General features: G+C 65.2%; 13 protein-coding genes. 3 read left to right on the forward strand and 10 right to left on the reverse strand.

What is annotated here, in order from left to right; translation table 11 throughout:
* Positions 1–151: 151 nt before the first annotated feature.
* From RAD16_RS15955 to RAD16_RS15995, 9 genes are all read right to left on the reverse strand, one after another.
* Positions 152–943 (reverse strand): fumarylacetoacetate hydrolase family protein, encoded by a 792-nt coding sequence (locus tag RAD16_RS15955; RefSeq protein ID WP_458158840.1) that lies wholly within the window; start codon positions 941–943, stop codon positions 152–154.
* A gap of 54 nt (positions 944–997) precedes the next feature.
* A complete protein-coding gene (locus RAD16_RS15960) occupies positions 998–3,157 on the reverse strand; it encodes a carboxypeptidase-like regulatory domain-containing protein (protein WP_458158841.1) in 2,160 nt (719 codons plus the stop codon).
* 64 nt (positions 3,158–3,221) lie between these two features.
* Complete coding sequence (locus RAD16_RS15965; protein ID WP_458158842.1) at positions 3,222–4,040, reverse strand: alpha/beta fold hydrolase; 819 nt, start codon at positions 4,038–4,040, stop codon at positions 3,222–3,224.
* Positions 4,040–4,828 (reverse strand): SDR family oxidoreductase, encoded by a 789-nt coding sequence (locus RAD16_RS15970; RefSeq protein ID WP_458158843.1) that lies wholly within the window; start codon positions 4,826–4,828, stop codon positions 4,040–4,042. Before RAD16_RS15970 ends, RAD16_RS15965 begins: the two co-directional genes overlap by 1 nt.
* 9 nt (positions 4,829–4,837) lie before the next feature.
* The gene (locus tag RAD16_RS15975) at positions 4,838–5,809 is read right to left on the reverse strand and encodes a Bug family tripartite tricarboxylate transporter substrate binding protein (protein WP_458158844.1); all 972 of its coding nucleotides are present in this window, start codon (positions 5,807–5,809) and stop codon (positions 4,838–4,840) included.
* Between the two features lie 40 nt (positions 5,810–5,849).
* Complete coding sequence (locus tag RAD16_RS15980) at positions 5,850–7,286, reverse strand: MmgE/PrpD family protein (protein ID WP_458158845.1); 1,437 nt, start codon at positions 7,284–7,286, stop codon at positions 5,850–5,852.
* Between the two features lie 17 nt (positions 7,287–7,303).
* Entirely contained in the window at positions 7,304–8,755 is a 1,452-nt protein-coding gene (locus RAD16_RS15985; protein ID WP_458158846.1) for an MmgE/PrpD family protein, read from the reverse strand.
* Positions 8,745–9,779, reverse strand: coding sequence for a PdxA family dehydrogenase (locus RAD16_RS15990; protein WP_458158847.1), 1,035 nt, complete (start codon positions 9,777–9,779; stop codon positions 8,745–8,747). Before RAD16_RS15990 ends, RAD16_RS15985 begins: the two co-directional genes overlap by 11 nt.
* An 18-nt stretch (positions 9,780–9,797) precedes the next feature.
* Complete coding sequence (locus RAD16_RS15995) at positions 9,798–11,111, reverse strand: cation:dicarboxylate symporter family transporter (RefSeq protein ID WP_458158848.1); 1,314 nt, start codon at positions 11,109–11,111, stop codon at positions 9,798–9,800.
* Positions 11,112–11,248: 137 nt separating this feature from the next.
* On the opposite strand from RAD16_RS15995, the gene RAD16_RS16000 reads away from it, so the two are divergent.
* Positions 11,249–12,262 carry a LysR family transcriptional regulator gene (locus RAD16_RS16000; RefSeq protein WP_458158849.1) on the forward strand — a complete coding sequence of 338 codons (1,014 nt, stop codon included), beginning with the start codon at positions 11,249–11,251 and terminating at the stop codon, positions 12,260–12,262.
* 71 nt (positions 12,263–12,333) lie between these two features.
* Entirely contained in the window at positions 12,334–13,776 is a 1,443-nt protein-coding gene (locus tag RAD16_RS16005; protein ID WP_458158850.1) for a hypothetical protein, read from the forward strand.
* Between the two features lie 6 nt (positions 13,777–13,782).
* Here RAD16_RS16005 and RAD16_RS16010 read toward each other — a convergent pair whose 3' ends face one another.
* Positions 13,783–15,084, reverse strand: a complete 1,302-nt coding sequence (locus RAD16_RS16010; RefSeq protein WP_458158851.1) for an MFS transporter — start codon at positions 15,082–15,084, stop codon at positions 13,783–13,785.
* 362 nt (positions 15,085–15,446) lie between these two features.
* On the opposite strand from RAD16_RS16010, the gene RAD16_RS16015 reads away from it, so the two are divergent.
* A complete protein-coding gene (locus tag RAD16_RS16015) occupies positions 15,447–16,661 on the forward strand; it encodes an ABC transporter substrate-binding protein (RefSeq protein WP_458158852.1) in 1,215 nt (404 codons plus the stop codon).
* Positions 16,662–16,667 lie beyond the last annotated feature (6 nt).

Here is a 16,667-nt window from a genome sequence, read left to right on the forward strand (position 1 = left end):
GACAATCGCCGAAACGCCTTCCTGAGCTTGCCCATACGACTCCCTCCGTCTCGTGGGAGTCGTTCTCAGAATCCATCTTGCAAAACAACGCAATAGAGGCCGCAATTCCATATGCGATTCCCCTGCCGCAAGCGGGGAGAGGCAAAGACAATCAGACGATCTTGATCGACATATCCGGCAAGCCTTCGAGCTTGCACAGCAGCACATCGCCCTTCACCACCGGGCCGACATTCTCCGGCGTGCCGGAATAGATGATGTCGCCGGCCTTGAGCTCGAAGGCTTCCGAGAGCTTCGCGATCTGCTCGGCAACGCTCCAGATCATCTTGCTGAGATCCGAGCTCTGCTTCACGGTGCCATTGATCGCGAGCGAAATGGCGCCCTTTTCGAAGTGGCCGGTCTTGCTCGCGGGATGAATCGGGCCGATCACCGCCGCGCGGTCGAAGCTCTTGCCGATCTCCCACGGCTTCTTCTCCGAGGCCATGCCGTTCTGGAGATCGCGCCGGGTCATGTCGAGGCCGAGCGCGTAGCCATAGACGTGGTCGAGCGCCTTGTCGGCCGGGATGTTGGTGCCGCCGGATTTCAGCGCGGCGACCAGTTCGACCTCGTGATGGTAGTTCTTGGTCAGCGACGGATAGGGATGATCTGCGACCTCGCCCACCGCGACGTTCTGAATCGCGTCAGTCGGCTTCTGGAAGAAGAACGGCGGTTCGCGGTTCGGATCCGAGCCGCGCTCGATCGCGTGCGCCGCGTAGTTGCGGCCGATGCAGTAGATGCGGCGGACCTGGAACACCTGGGTCTCGCCGACGATCGGGATCGTCACCATCGGCACCGCGAACATCGGCTTGGGCGTGGCCTGCGCCGCGGCCGGCGCAACGTCGGCAATGCCCGCCGCGGTCATCGCGGCTGCGGCGGTGAGCACATCACGTCGAGAGGTTCTGGTCATCGTCTTGTTCCCTGGGCACTCGTTTTCTGGTTGGCTATTCTTAGGGCGAAACACTCAATGGGCCAATGGATCGGGCCGCATCTGCACCTTGTAGACTTTAGGCGAGGATTCCTTGCCGCCCTCCCCGTGGAAGCTCGCCCGTGTTCCCGTCGTGCTCCACAGGCCGCGTCCTTTCCAGCCGGTATCGGGATCGTCGATCCGGCCGTCGACATTCTTGGTGAAGAAGCCGAGGGGATACGGGTTACGCAGATTCACCAGTTCGCCATTGACCAGCGCCAGCAGCGACTCGCTGCCATTGGCGCTCGCGATCGGCACGTTCGCGCCGAGGCCGAACGCGTTGTAGCGGTCGACCCAGACATAATAGGCGTGATTGGCGCTGCCGCTGCTATCGAGCCCCCTGAACTGCGGCCCGGGCATGCGCCAGGTCTTCCATCCCTCGGGGCATTGCTTGCCGTCTGCCGTGGTCGGCCCGTTCAGCGGCCCCTTGCAGAGCTTGCGATCGAAGCTGGCGAGATGGCCGCTGGACAAGACCGTCCACACCACGCCGTCGAGGCCGATGTCGAGACCGCGCGGCCCGAACGTGCCCTCCGGCGGCTGGTACACTTCGGACAATGCAGTGTTGGCGGGATCGGGCCCGGGCATCACGCGGACGATGTAGCCGGGCTGGTCGATGCGGGAGAAGCCGCGGTCCATCGCCTGGCCCCAGACCGCATCATCGACCGGGCTCGGCATGATGCCGTAGAACGACGCGGCGATGCGCTTGTCCTTGGCTGGATCGACGGGATCCTTGTGCTCGACATAAGCATCGCGCTTGCCATTGCCATTGGTGTCGATGATCAGCGGCGTCCAGCCCTGCGATTTCACGTCATCAAGGGTCTCGCGATACTGCTTGGTGTTGAGCCAACCGACCAGCCCGCCGCCGAGGCCCGGGCCGCCGGAGCTGGTCCACAGCGTCTGGTTGGCATCGTCGTCGAAATAGAGGTGATGAGTCGTGAAGCAGGTGTTGATCAGGTCCCATTTGCCGGTCGCCGGATCAAAGCGCGACAATTGGCGTAGCGAGGTCGCCTGCGGCGCGACCTTCGCCGAAGCCAGATCCGAACCCTGCTTGCAGTAATCAGGATTGGCCGGCGGGCGCAGCCGGGCCGTGAACCAGACCTTGCCCTGCTCGTCCATCATCACATTATGGATGCTGGTGTGGCCGTCCCAGATCGGCTCGTCTCCCCAATAGGCCGACGGGCCGCGCGGCGCATCGGTCGATGATGGCGTATTGGGATCGAGATAAGGATGCTTGATGGTGCCCGCGACGTTCTTCACCGGATCGAGCGTCGGCACGAGATCGGAGCTCTCCTCCGACGATCCGTAGATCAGGCCGTTGGCATTGACCCTCGGGTTGCGCTTGTCGGTCGAGATAGCGTCATGCTGATAGCGCGTCGGCGCCGCCCAGTCCCACATCGTGAACACGACGTTGCGCTCGATGCCCTTGGGCCGCTCGGGCTTGGCGAACGGCAATTCGCCGGCCGCGATGCGGTCGGTCCATTTCGAGAAGAGGTCATAGACCTTTTCCGGGCCCATGCTGGCGAGCACCGTCGCCATGTATTCCTGGGCCTGGCCGGCTTGGGTACGAACCGCCCATGCCGTGTGAGAATCATAGCCGTCGGTAAACACCTTCGGAATCTCGCGGATACCGCGCGTGCCGAGCGCGTGGCAGGACTGGCACATGTTCTTGACCGTATCGACCCACTGGGCCTGCGACTTCATGGTCTCCGGCATCTTGTTGCCCTTGTCGCCGGTGCCGGGAAATTCCTCCGGCTTGGGGATATCGAGCATCGAATACCAGTACATGCCGGGATAATTCTGCGCGTCTTGCTTGGCCGAAGCCGCAGCGGCCTTGAAGTCCAGCACCTTGCCCGGCCGGGCCTCCTGCTGCGCCGTGTCCTGCAGGCCGTAGCCGCGAACCCAGACCTTGTAGTTGGCGGCGGGAAGATCGGGAATGACGAACCGCCCCTGATCGTCGGTGACGACCACCTTGGCGTATTTGGTCGGCAGGTCTTTCGTCTCGGCAATCACCCAGACGCCGGCCTCGGCGCCTTTATCGCCCATCACCTGGCCGCCGATGTCATTTGCGGAGATCTCGACATTTGCCGCCATGGCGGCACCAGCATGAAGCAGCGCAGTCGCGCTGACGCAGCCGGCAAGTATTCGCCTCAAGCTCATCGTTCCTCCCTTTCGTTCTCATTGATCGTCCGGGCCTCTTGGCGGGCCTATTCGGACCAGTTGCTCACGCTTTAAGTCGATCGAAGAACTCCCGAACCTTTCGTGCGCAGACATCCGGGTCGGTGGCGGCGACATGGTAGGAATCGCCCGGCAGCACTTCGAGCTTCGAGCCCGGGATCGTCTCCTGCCACGCCTTCACGGACGCGACGTCGCCGAGCCCCGAGCCGGTCGTGGTGATCACCAGCGCCGGGCGCTTGATCGACGGGAGCTCACCGGTGACATCGACCGTCGGGACCATCTGCAGGAACGCCTCCAGCGTCGAAGCCTTGGTCTTCGACATCAGCTTGATCCACCAGTCCAGAGCCGCCGGCGGCAGCGACGAGCCGAGCCGGCCGGCCGTGGTCTCGCGCACCCAGGCTTCCACGCCCTGCTCGCGGATCTGCTTGCGCCAGGTCGGCGCGCGCTCGTTGAACGAGGTCAGCGAGGCCGGTGCGCCCACCGCGGCCACCGCGATCACGCGGTCCGGATGCTTTGCGGTGAGATGCATCGCCAGCGTGCCGCCGATCTTGCCGCCGACCAGGAAGACCCGATCGAGCTTCAGCGCATCCAGCATCCGGACGATGTCGTCGCCGAGGCCGGCGAAGCGATAGACATAGTCGCCCTGCATCGGCGTCGAATCGCCATAGCCACGCAGGTCGGGGCGCACCACGAGGTGATGCGTGGCAAAGTACGGAACCCAGCGCCGGAACGCTTCGCCGCTTTCGGCGAGACCATGCAGCATAACGACCGGCGGCTTGGTGTCCCATGGCAGCAGATAATCGTCGATGCGAACCGCAAGCTCGCAACCCTCGCCGACACCGATCTTCCGCAGTTCGCTAGCCATCAGATACACCTCGTTCCACCGCCATCGACATTGATGCAGGTACCAGTAATGAAGGATGCGCGGTCTGAACAGAGGAACGCGACGATGCCGGACACCTCGTCCGGCTGCCCGACGCGCCCGAGCGGCACCGAGGCGATCGCCGCCGCATTGGTCGCGCCCTGATCCTGACCGGAGATCGCCGCGCCTTGCGAGATCAGGCTGTCCCAGCGGTCGGTCTGCACCGGACCGGGATTGACGCCGGTGACCAGCACGTTGTCGGGCGCGCATTCCTCGGCGAGCGCCAGCGTGAAATTCAGGAGCGCCGCGTTGACTGCGCCGCCCGCCATATAGGCCGCGCGCGGCTGGTGCCCGCTGCGGCCGATGATGTTGATGACGCGTCCCCAGCGGCGGTCGCGCATTTCAGGCAGGACATTACGCGCGCAGCGCATGTAGCCGAGCAGCTTCAGCTCGATCGACTTGGCCCAGGTCGCATCCGGCGTCTCGGCGATCCGGCCCATCGGCGACGCCCCGGCATTGTTGACGAGGATGTCGACCCGGCCGAAGGCCTCGCGTGCAGTGTCCATCGCACGGGCGATGTCGTCCGGCTTGGTCATGTCGCCGGCGCAGGCGATCACACGCCGGCCGGTATCCCGTGACATCTCCGTGGCAGCCGCCGCAAGGCGCTCGGCATCGCGCGCGACGATGACGACATGCGCCTGCTCGCGCGCAAGCTCGGCGGCAATGGCACGGCCGATGCCGATACTGCCGCCTGTGACGACGGCAACCTTGCCGCCCAGATTCAGATCCATGACGCTACCTTAATCCACCGTGGCGCCGGAGGCCTTGACGAGCTTGCCCCACTTGGCGGTCTCATCCGTCATGAACTGCCCGAATGCGTCGCCGAAAACCGTGCCGGGTTCGGCCCCGAGCTCAGCAAGCCGCTTCTTGACGTCAGGCATCTTCAAGATGGTCTCGAGTTCGCCGCTCAGCTTGGCAAGCGCGGGCGCAGGCGTTTTGGCCGGCGCCACCAGTCCGAACCAGGACGAGGCATCGAAGCCGGGAACGGTGTCGGCGACAACAGGCACGTCCGGCAGCGCTTCCGCGCGCTTGGTGCCCGCAACCGCGATTGCATTGATCGCCTTGCCCTGCACCTGCGGGAGCACCGCCGGCATGTTGTCGAACATGAAGGGGATCTGGCCCGCGAGCAGATCGTTCATCGCCGGTGCCGCGCCACGATAGGGCACATGGACGATATCGATGCCGGCCATGCTCTTGAGCAGCTCGCCTGCGAGATGATTGGTCGATCCGATGCCGGACGAGCCGAAATTCAGCGTGCCCGGCTTGGCTTTGGCGAGCGCAATCAGCTCGGCGACGTTCTTCGCCGGCACCTGCGGATTGACGACCAGCACGATCGGAACCGAGGCAATCAGCGCCACCGGCGCAAAGGCCTTGGCCGGGTCGAACGGCAGCTTCTTGTAGAGCGAGCCGTTGATCGTCAGCGGAGGCGGTGCAGTCAAAAGCAGGGTGTAACCGTCCGCCTCGGCGCTCGCGACCGTCTCGGCGCCGATATTGCCGCCCGCGCCGCCGCGGTTCTCCACCAGGAAGGTCTGTCCGTTCCGCTCGGTCAGCTTCTGCGCGACGATACGGGCGATGATGTCGTTGGAGCCACCGGCCGGGAACGGGACGATGATCTTGACCGGCCGGGAGGGATAATCCTGCGCTAGAGCAGCTCCGGAAAACAGGACGGCCGCACAGGCGGCCAGAAAGGTGCGTCGCATAACCCCGCGCATGGGCACTTCCTTGATGCTTGTCTTGTTGTTGGTGGACTCATCACGCTGTCATCAACGGCATAAGCTTGCCGATGTCATCAACCTTTTCGAGATTGCGGATCTGCGCGATCAGCTTGTCCGACTTCTCGGCGCCCAGCACCGGAACGATCAGGTCGCGGGTCTTCGCGGCCACCGCGTCCGTGCTCAGCGGATTCTCCTTGGTGCCCGGCGGATATTTGGTGAAGTGCTCCACCTTCTTGCCATCGGTCATTGTCACTTCGACGACAGCGCCGCGCGGTGCCGCCGGATCCATGAGCGCCTTATCGCCCACCAGTGTCACCTTTGCGCGCTGCTCCAGGATCTTCGGGTCGTGCATCAATGCGACGTCATGGCTGTCGTTGAAGGACACCGCGCCCTTGAGCAGCGCGACCGCGACGAGGTGCTGGCAATTGACGTCCGGCATCGCACTCTCGCCTACAATTCCCATCGCATCGGTCGGCAGCTTCACCAGGATGCTACGGACGTCATCTGGCGTGAGGCTGTGCTGCTTGCGCAGCGTCAGCGTCGCATCCAGCGGCGACTGGATCGGATAGCCGACCGAATAGGTCTTGATCGCCGTCTCCGTGACATAGAAGCGGCTGCCGAGGTCCTTCACCATCTCCTCGGGCTTCGGGTCGGTCGAGAGCGCGATGAAGAGATTATGTGTGCCGTCGAGCACGTCGTCGACGCCGGTCAGGCCGTTCTTGACCATGTCCACGGCCATCACGCCGTTGCGGGCGCCCATGCCGGCGAAGTCGAAGGCCTTCTCGATGTGGTCGTGATCCCTGACCCAGCTCCAGAGGCCGGAGACCTGCTGTGACGAATAGGAGATCGCGTAGCGCATCCCCTTCTCGTCGAGCCGGGCCAGCGACGCCGCGGCGCCGAGCGCGCCGAAGGTCGACGACGTCCCCTCGGCGCTGCGATGCGAGCCGCGCACGAGATCGGGCCCCAGTGCCATCAGCAGGCGGCAGGTCAGGTCATAGCCGAGCGCGACGGCGCGAATGACGTCCTGTCCGCTGCGATGCTCCCGCTCGCCGAACACCAGCGCGGCCGGCACCACCGAGCAGCCCGGATGGGCCTTGGTCACCGGCTCGAAATCGTCGGTCTCGTCGGCATGCGCGCACATTGCGTTCGCCATTGCCGCGTTGACGGCCGTGGTGCGGAAGTCGGACCCGACCACGGACGCCTGGGCATCGCCGCCGAGCGTGCGGACGTATTTCAGCGCCATCTCTCCCGGCTTCATCCGCGAGCCCGAGATCATCGCGCCGAGCGTATCGAGAATGCGGTGCTTGCATTCGAGCAGCACCTTCTCAGGCAGTTCCTGATCCCTCGCGGCAACCATGTAGCGGGCAAGCCGCTCCGTCACGCCGGGGCCGGCCGCAAAGGCCGCGCGGCCGCCGGTGGCAGCCAAAGCGGCGACCGAACCGGCAGATTGCAGGAAACGGCGGCGTGACGGCACGCTTCTCTCCCTCGCGATCAGACCGCGACCGACATTTTTGCGATCTCCGCCGCATTCGGCAGGTTCTCGACCCCCCAGCAGGCATCCATCACCCGGCGGATGGTCGCGGCGGGAATGATGCTGTCTGCGAGGTCCGAGAACTTGGCCTCCAGCTGCTTGTCGGTCATCGGCACCTCGACGCTGCCGATCGCATGCTCGATGTAGCGGTTGAGCTTGCGGCCGTCCTTGAGCACGATGGTGAGATCGACCTGCTCCGGCTTGATGCCCGGCGTGATCACCGGATTGACCTTGGCCCGCAGTGCGACGATGGTCGGGTCGGTCACGGCGCGGTCGCTGAATTGCTTCTCACCGCCACCGCCCTCGACGATCGCGACTGCGACCGCATGGTAGATGCTGAACTTGCCTTCGAGGCCCTGCTTCGGCGTTTTCTTTCCGGTCAGCTCCAGCACCAGCGGATGGACCTTGAGGTCGACGCGCTCGATCTGGTCGGCAGTCAGCTTGTTCTCGTTGCGGAGCTGGATCGCAGCGTCGATCGCCGGATGCAGGACGATGCCGCAGGCAAACGGCTTGTAGGTGTTCAGCGCCGCCTCATAGCGCTTGCCGAGATCGCCCACGATCTCGTTGTAGTCCTGCTTGGTGCTGATGGTGTTGGCCCAGCCGCGCTTGGCCTCGATCATCGCGTCGGACGAGGTGAAGTTCTTCGACGCCAGGATCGCGGCGAAGATGCCGCTCGAGGCGGCACGGCCCGGATTGAAACTCTTGTTCATCGAGCCGAAGGATTCGCGCAAGCCCACCGGCTGGGAGGCGGCAAGGCCGAGCGCCCAAATCATCTGCTGCTCGTTCAGCTTCAAGAGCTTGCCGACCGCGGCGGCCGAGCCGAACACGCCGGCCGTGCCGGTGATGTGCCAGCCGACATCGTAATGGTTCGGGTAGACCGAGTTGCCGATCCGGCACTCGGTTTCGACGCCGAGCACCAGCGCATTCAGGAAGTCCTTGCCGGACACCGGCTGCATCTCCGACACCGCGAGAATGGCCGACGCCACCGGCCCCGCGGGATGGATGATCGTCTTCAGGTGGGTGTCGTCGTAGTCGAAGATGTGGCTCGACACGCCGTTGATGAAGGCGGCATTCATGATGTCGAATCGCTCGCGCCGCCCGAACAGTGAGGCCTGCTGCGGCCCGGAGAACGGACCGAGCGCGGACACGGCGATGTCGACCGTCTCGTGATGCGATCCGCCGATGGCGACGCCGACCCAGTTCAGCAGCGTGCGAACGCCCTCTTTCCGGACGTTGGCCGGCAGGTCGTCGTACTGCGCGGTGACGAGATAATGCGCCAGCGCGCGCGTAACCTCCTTCGGCGCGGCGGCGGGCGCCGCGGCCGGGGCTTGCGCGAAAGCGGCGTTGGTGCCGACGGTGGCGAGCGGCAGCGCGGCCACCGCCTGGAGCAGTGTCCTGCGATCAGTGCGCATAGGCGGCCTCCTTGACCTTGATCGACACGAGTTTCGCGGCAAGCCGGACCGCGCTTTCGAGCGCACCGGTGTTCGCCACGCCCTTGCCGACGATGTCGAACGCCGTGCCGTGCGACGGCGTGGTGAAGACGGTCTCAAGGCCAGCGGTGACCGTGACGCCACGGTTGAAGCCGCGCAACTTGGTCGCGATCTGGCCCTGGTCGTGATACATCGCGACCACGCTGTCGAACTCGCCCGCGAAGGCGCGGATATAGACGGTGTCGGCGGGATAAGGCCCGGTGCAGGCGATGCCCGTCTTGGCGGCGGCTTCGACGGTCGGGCGGATCATCTCGATCTCGTCGCGGCCGAACAGGCCGTTCTCGCCGGCATGCGGATTGAGCGCTGCAACCGCGATGCGCGGCTTGGCAACGCCGGCCTTCTTCATCATCCGGTCGACCAGCTCGATCGCATCGGTGATGCTCGCCGGATGGATGCCGTCGAGCGCCTCGCGCAGCGACTGGTGCCCGGTGACGCGCGACATCCACTGACCATCGAGCACGTTCATCTCGGAGAAATAGGTCTTGTGGCCGAGCAGGCTCGCGAACATCTTGTGCTCGTCTGGAAATTTCCAGCCGCCGTCGAACATCGCCCGCTTGTTGAGCGGCGCGAAGGTGATGGCATCCACCTCGCCGTCCTTGGAGAAGTCGATCGCGCGCGACAGCGTCTCGCCGGTCAGCCGGCCGGATTCGGCGCTGGCCTTGCCGAGCGGGATTTTCGCGGGATCGGTATTGCCCAGATCGACGAGCTGCACCGTGCCGCGGCCCCAATTGGCGGCCTTGGGTGAGGCAATCCGCTCGACCTTCAGCTTCACGCCGGCATGTTCCATGCCCATCTCGAGCACGCGGGCATCGCCGATCACGACGAGGCGCGCCGCATCCGCGAGCCGGTCGTCGGAGAGGATTCGCGCGACCTGTTCGGGACCGATGCCGGTGCAGTCGCCCGTCGTCAGCGCGATGACGGGCAGTTCGTTACTGTCAGTAGCCATATCGAAGACCTTGGATCCTTACTTCACTGCTTGGACTTGCGCGGCGGACTGAACCCAGTCCTCGCGGTTGAATTCTCCATCCCATTTCGCGACCACGATGGAGGCGACGGCATTGCCGATGGTGTTGGTGATGGCGCGCGCCAGCGACATGAAGCGGTCGATGCCGAGCAGGAGCGCGAGGCCTTCCGCCGGCAGGCCGGCTGCGACCACGGTCGCTGCGAGCGCCGCGAACGCGCCGCCGGTGACGCCGGCCGCGCCCTTGCTGGTGAACAGCATCACCACGAACAGGCTGAGCTGCTGCGCAGCGCTGAGCTCGATGCCGTAGACCTGGGCGACGAAGATGGTCGAGAGCGGCAGCGTCAGCGCGACGCCGTCGAGATTGAAGGAATAGCCGGAGGGAATGACGAGGCCGGCGACCGCGCGGCCGACACCCGCCTTCGGCAGCTTCTCCATCATGCCCGGGATCGCGGTTTCCGACGAGGAGGTGCCGAGCACGACCAGCAGCTCGGTGCGGAGCAGGCGCAGCAGGTCCATCAGGCGAATGCCGGCCAGGCGGCAGATGGTGCCGAGAATGACGAAGATGAAGAATGCCATCATCGCCCAGGCGGTGCCGACCAGCAGCGCCAGCGCATAGAGCGTGGCGGCGCCGAATTTCGCCACCGTGAAAGCCATGGCGCCGAACGCCCCGATCGGGGCCAGCGCGACCACGACATGGACGACGCTGAAGACGAGTTCGGTCACCCGCTCGAGGCCCGTCCGCAACGGTGCGGCTTTCTCGCCGAGCAGCAACAGGCCGACGCCGCACAACAGCGCGAGCACGAGCACCTGGAGCACGTCGCCGGCTGCGAACGCGCCGACGAAGCTTTCCGGGATCATGTGCTGAATGTAGGCGGACAGCGACCCGACATGGGCCTGCTGATAGCGCGCAACGGTCTCGGCCTGCTGCGCGGTGGCATGCGCGACACCTGCGCCGGGCTGCACCCAGCGCACCACGACGAAGCTGATGAGCAGGCACAAGGTCGTGACGGCTTCGAAATAGACGAAGGCCTTGAGGCCGATGCGGCCCACCGCCTTCATGTCGCCGACCTGCGCGATGCCTGTCACCACGACCAGGAAGATCAGCGGCGCGATCGTCATCTTGATCAGCGAGATGAAGGCATCGCCCAGCGGCTTGAATTCGACGGCAATCGTTGGAGCCAGGAACCCGAACAGCGCCCCGAGTGCAGCGCCGGCCACCACCAGGACATACTGCTCCCGCCAGAGCGGCTTGCGGCGGCCTTCGGAAACCGGCCTCGACAGGGGCTCGGACAGCGGCGTTGCGGCGATCTGCAATTTGGTTTCCTCCAACGGCATCGTCGCGCCATACGAGCGTGGCGCTTTGTTCTTGTCTTGCGATGCCGTTTACATTGGACCAGCGGCGTGTCAGGCGCTAATGCCGTATCGGTATGATTTGAGGACAAAACGTTATTATGGACCTGATCTGGCTGGAGGACTTCCTTGCCATCGCCGAGGAGGGCGGGTTCTCCCGCGCCGCCGAGCGCCGGCACGTGACCCAGCCGGCGCTGAGCCGCCGCATCAGGTCGCTCGAGGAGTGGCTGGGCACGCCGCTGTTCGAACGTTCGACCCATACGATCACGCTCACGGCGGCCGGCGAGAGCTTTCGTCCCGTCGCCGAAGACGTGCTCCGCCGCGTGCTGGTCGGACGCGAGGAAGCGCTCGAGGTGGCGCGGCTGAAGGCCGAGACCATCACCTTCGCCGCCACGCATTCGCTGTCGCAGGCTTTCTTTCCGGAATGGATCCGCAACTCCGACAGCGCGCGGGCCGGCTCGGCCGTGCAGCTCGTCGCCTCGAATTTCGCAGGCTGCGAGAAACTGCTGCTGGATGCGCAGGCGCATTTCATGCTGGCGCATTACCATCCGTCGCTGGTGAGCCGGCTCGACGTGGACCGTTTCCAGCGCATCGATCTCACCACCGACATTCTGATCCCGATCAGCGCGCCGGCGGCCAAGTCTGCAGCCACCAAGTCTGCAGCCACCAAGTCTGGAGCCACCAAGCCAGGCCGTAACGGGCGCGGCAGCAAGAAGGCGCAGGCCCGCTATGCCCTGCCCGGCGCATCCGGTGCGCCGCTGCCTTACCTCGCCTACCACCCGGGTTCTGGCGTGGGCCGGCTGGTCACCTCGTTCCTGGCAACGAAGGATCCGGCGGCCTGGCTCGTCCCGGGCTTCGCCGCGCCGGTGATGCTGCTGGTCGACATGGCCCGCGAAGGGCGCGGCGTGACATGGGCGCCGATGAGCCTCGTCCGCGCCGATCTCGACAGCGGCCGCCTGTTGCGCGCCGGCGGCGCCGAATGGGACATCCCGATCAGCGTCTCGCTGTTCCGCACGCGGGCCCGCATGACGCGGGCGGCCGAGAATTTCTGGAGCTCCGTGCGCAAGGGCCGGCCGGGCGGGAAGTCCATCTCGTCCGCGTCGCGGGCCAGGTGACAGCGTCTCGAATCAAGTCGAGTGTCGAGCCGCTTTGGCGGCGAATGTTGCCGCTAGGCTTCCTCGCCGCAATGACAAGCGCGGCCCAGGCCGACCTGATGATTGCGCCTGCAACGCTGAAGGCGATCGGCACGATCGATGCCCGCTTCCAGTCATACAACATCGAGATGGTGGAGGTAACCGGCGGACGGTTCTGGAAGCCCTATGCGCAAGGAGGGGTTGGCCGCGATCGCTACGCCTATCGCCCGCCGATCGATCTCGCCAACACGCGGCTGCGCAAGCTGGCCGCGGCGCTCGGGCCGGCCTATTTGCGCGTGAGCGGCACCTGGGCGAATGCGACCTTCTTCGCCGACACCGACAATGCGCCGGCCGCTCCGCCTGCCGGCTTCAACACCATGCTCAGCCGCACGCAATGGCGCGGCGTCGTTGACTTCGCACACCTCGCCGATGCGGAGATCATGACGTCTTTCGCCATCGGTCCCGGCAGCCGCGACGCCGACGGCGTCTGGACGCCGGACCAGGCACAGCGCCTCGTCGATCTTACGCGATCGCTGGGGAGCCGCATCGCCGCCGCCGAATTCATGAACGAGCCGACGCTTGCGGCGAACAATGGCGCGCCGGCGGGATATGACGCAAATGCCTATGGCCGAGACTTCAAGATCTTTCACGCATGGATCAAGCGCGCGTCTCCCGAGACGTTGATCGCAGGGCCTGGCTCGGTCGGCGACCCCGCCACATCCTCGGCCACCGGCATCACCACGCGCGATCTGCTCGCCGCATCAGGGCCGGGCCTCGATCGCGTTTCCTATCACCACTACAATACACTCTCGCCTCGCTGCGGCGTGCACGACGATCCGGCCCAGGCGCTGTCCGGGGACTGGTTTTCGCGGACCGACGCGACGCTCGCCGTCTACCGCGGACTGCGCGACGAATTCGAGCCGGGCAAGCCGATCTGGCTGACGGAGACCGCGGATGCCGCCTGCGGCGGTAATCGCTGGGACGCAACCTTTCTCGACAGCTTTCGCTATATCGACCAGCTCGGCCGCCTGGCCAAGGCCGGCGTGCAGGTGGTGATGCACAACACGCTTGCGGCGAGCGACTACGGCCTGCTCGATGAGAAGACGTTCCGGCCACGCCCGAACTATTGGGCCGCGCTGCTCTGGCATCGCCTGATGGGAACGACCGTGCTGGACGCGGGCATGGTCTCAACGCGGGCCGTTCACGCCTATGCGCATTGCCATCCCACGGCGAAAGGCGCGGCGTCCGTGCTCCTCATCAACACGTCGCAACATGGATCGCACGCCGTGACGCTGGGGGCGCGCGCCGACCACTACACGCTTCGGGCGCGCCGCCTCCAGAGCGCGAGCGTGCAATTGAACGGCGCGACGCTCGCCCTGACTGACGGCGACAATCTGCCCCGCCTCGCGCCGCGAGCTGCACCCGTAGGCCGGATTGGCCTGCCGCCCGCCAGCATCACCTTTCTGGTGATGCAGCACGTGGCCGCCTGCCGCTAAGCGACCTCAGGATTTCAGCGCGTCGCGCGCCGTCTCCGGCGCCATCAGCGTCGAGATGATGGTGATGATCGACAGCGCGATGATGTAGACCGACACCGGCCAATATGAGCCGGCCCAGGCCAGCAGCGCCGTCGCGATCAGCGGCGAGAAGCCGCCGCTGATCGCGGCCGCGACGTTGGCGCCGAGCGAGGCACCGCTGTAGCGCACCTGGGTGCGGAACAGCTCCGGCATGAAGGCGGCCTTCGGCCCGAACAGCAGCGCATGCGTCAGCGTCATCGTGACGACGAGCGCGAACGTAATCAGCGCCGGCTCCTTGGTGTCGAGGAACCAGAACAGCGGAAACGCCAGCGCCACCGAGAACACGCCGCCGGCAAGATACAACGCCTTGCGGCCAAAGATGTCGGAGAGCCAGCCCGCGAGCGGCAGCGTCGCGAACTCGACGATCGCGGCATAAACCACGGCATTCAGGATCACCTGCCGCGGCAGGCCGAGTTTCGTGGTGGCATAGACGACCGTGAAGACGGTGAGGAGATAAGCAAGGCCGACCTCCGACACCGTGATGCCGATCGCGAGCAGGAAGCTGCGCCAGTCGCGGCGAAGCACTTCCCACACCGGTTGCGCCAGCACCTCCTTGCGCTCGACCACCTCCTTGAAGTGCGGCGTCTCCGCAAGCTTCAGCCGCACGATGAAGCCGACGCCGACCAGCAGAATGCTGATCCAGAACGGCACGCGCCAGCCCCAGCTCAGGAAGTCGGCCTCGGGGAGCTGTGTCATCAGGGCAAAGATGCCGGTCGAAGCGGCAACGCCGACGGGAAAGCCGATCTGCACCAGGCTGCCGTAGAAGCCGCGGCGATTGCCGGCATGCTCGATCACCATGACCACCGCGCCGCTCCATTCGCCGCCCAGTCCAATGCCCTGGACGAAGCGCAGCAGGATGAGCAGGATCGGCGCCCAGACGCCGATCTGGCTGTAGGTCGGCAGGCAGCCGATCAGGAAAGTGCCGAGCCCCATCGCGATCATGGTCGCGACCAGCATCTTCTTGCGGCCGAGCCGGTCGCCATAATGCCCGATGATCGCGCCACCGATCGGCCGCGCCACGAAGCCGACCGCATAGGTCGAGAATGCCGCAAGCGTGCCGACGAAGGGATCGAAGCTCGGGAAGAACAGCTTGTTCAGCACCAGCGCCGCGGCCGTTCCGTAGATCAGGAAGTCGTACCACTCGATCGCAGTGCCAAGCGCACTCGCCCACACCACATGCGCCGTCGTCGATCTCTCCGCCGAACCGGAGACCCCTGCTGCTGCCGTCATTGCCATCCGCCCCACAGATTCCAGAGCGCATCATGGCCAAACGCGTGGAGGGTTGCAACCTGCGGCGGTGATGACGCTCACAGGATAACAACGCGAGATTTGCGCGCCGCTGCTTCCACACCCGTCATTGCGAGGAGCGCTTGCGACGAAGCAATCCAGACTGTCTCCGCCGCAAGATTCTGGATTGCTTCGCTTCGCTCGCAATGACGATGCCGAAGCAGTTGCGCTCCGCTCGCCGCTGCGCCGGATAGGAACCCACTCCCACCGGATTATTCGCCATTGACAAACTAATTCGCCATTATCTAATTTGCCTCCAGAATAACCGGCCGCGCCAGGCGGCTCATAAAAGAGAGGGAACGACGATGAGAGGGCTTCTGGCCTGCGCCATGCTCGCGGCCATGACGTGGGCTGCCATGACCAATGTTGCGCGCGCGCAAGTCTCCGACGATGCGGTGCGGATCGGCGTGCTGACCGATCTGTCGAGCTGGGGCCGCGACAACTCTGGACCCGGCTCGGTCGAGGCCGCGAAGATGGCGGTGGAGGAGTTCGGGCCGACCGTGCTCGGCAAGCCGATCGAGATCATCAGCGCCGATCACCAGATGAAGACCGATATCGGCGTGCAGATCGTGCGCGGCTGGTTCGACAACGGCAAGGTCGACGCGGTCGTCGACATCCCCAATTCCGGCATCGCGATCGCCGTGCACAACATGGTGCGCGAGCGCAACAAAATCGCTCTGCTTTCCGGGCCCGGCGCGAGCTCGCTGACCGACGAGCTGTGCAGCCCGAACACCGTGCACTTCACCTATGACACCTATGCGCTGTCGAAGGTGACAGCCTCCGCCGTGATCAAGGAAGGCGGCAAGTCCTGGTACTTCATCACCGCGGATTACGCCTTCGGCCAGCAGCTCGAGAAGGACGCCACGCGCTTCATCAACGAGATGGGCGGCAAGGTGCTCGGCGGCGTCAAGCATCCGACCAACACCGCGGACTTCTCCTCCTTCGCGCTGCAGGCGCAGAGCTCGAAGTCCGACGTGGTCGCCTTCGCCAATGCCGGCCAGGACACCGACAACGCCATCAAGCAATCCGGCGAGTTCGGGCTGGTGCAGGGCGGCCAGAAGCTCGTGGGCCTGTTGATGTTCGACACCGACGTGCACGCGATCGGCCTGAAGGCCGCGCAGGGCACCTACATGACCACGGCCTCCTACTGGAACATGGACGAGGCGACGCGGGCCTGGTCGAAGAAGTTCTACGAGCGCACCAAGGTGATGCCGACCATGATCCAGACCGGCGTCTACGGCTCGGTGCTGCATTATCTGAAGGGCATCAAGGCCGCCGGCACCGACGATCCGGCCAAGGTGATGGCCAAGATGCGCGAGCTGCCGATCGAGGACGTCTTCGTCCATGGCGGCAAGCTGCGGGAGGACGGCCGCGTCATCCGCGACATGTATCTGGCCAAGGTGAAGACACCCGAGCAGTCCAAAGAGCCGTGGGACTATCTGGAGATCGTCAAGACCGTGAAGGGCGAGGACGCCTTCCGTCCGGTCTCCGAATCCAAATGTCCGCTGCTGAAGAAGTGAGGCCCA

The organism is Bradyrhizobium sp. 18BD (genome assembly GCF_054185225.1).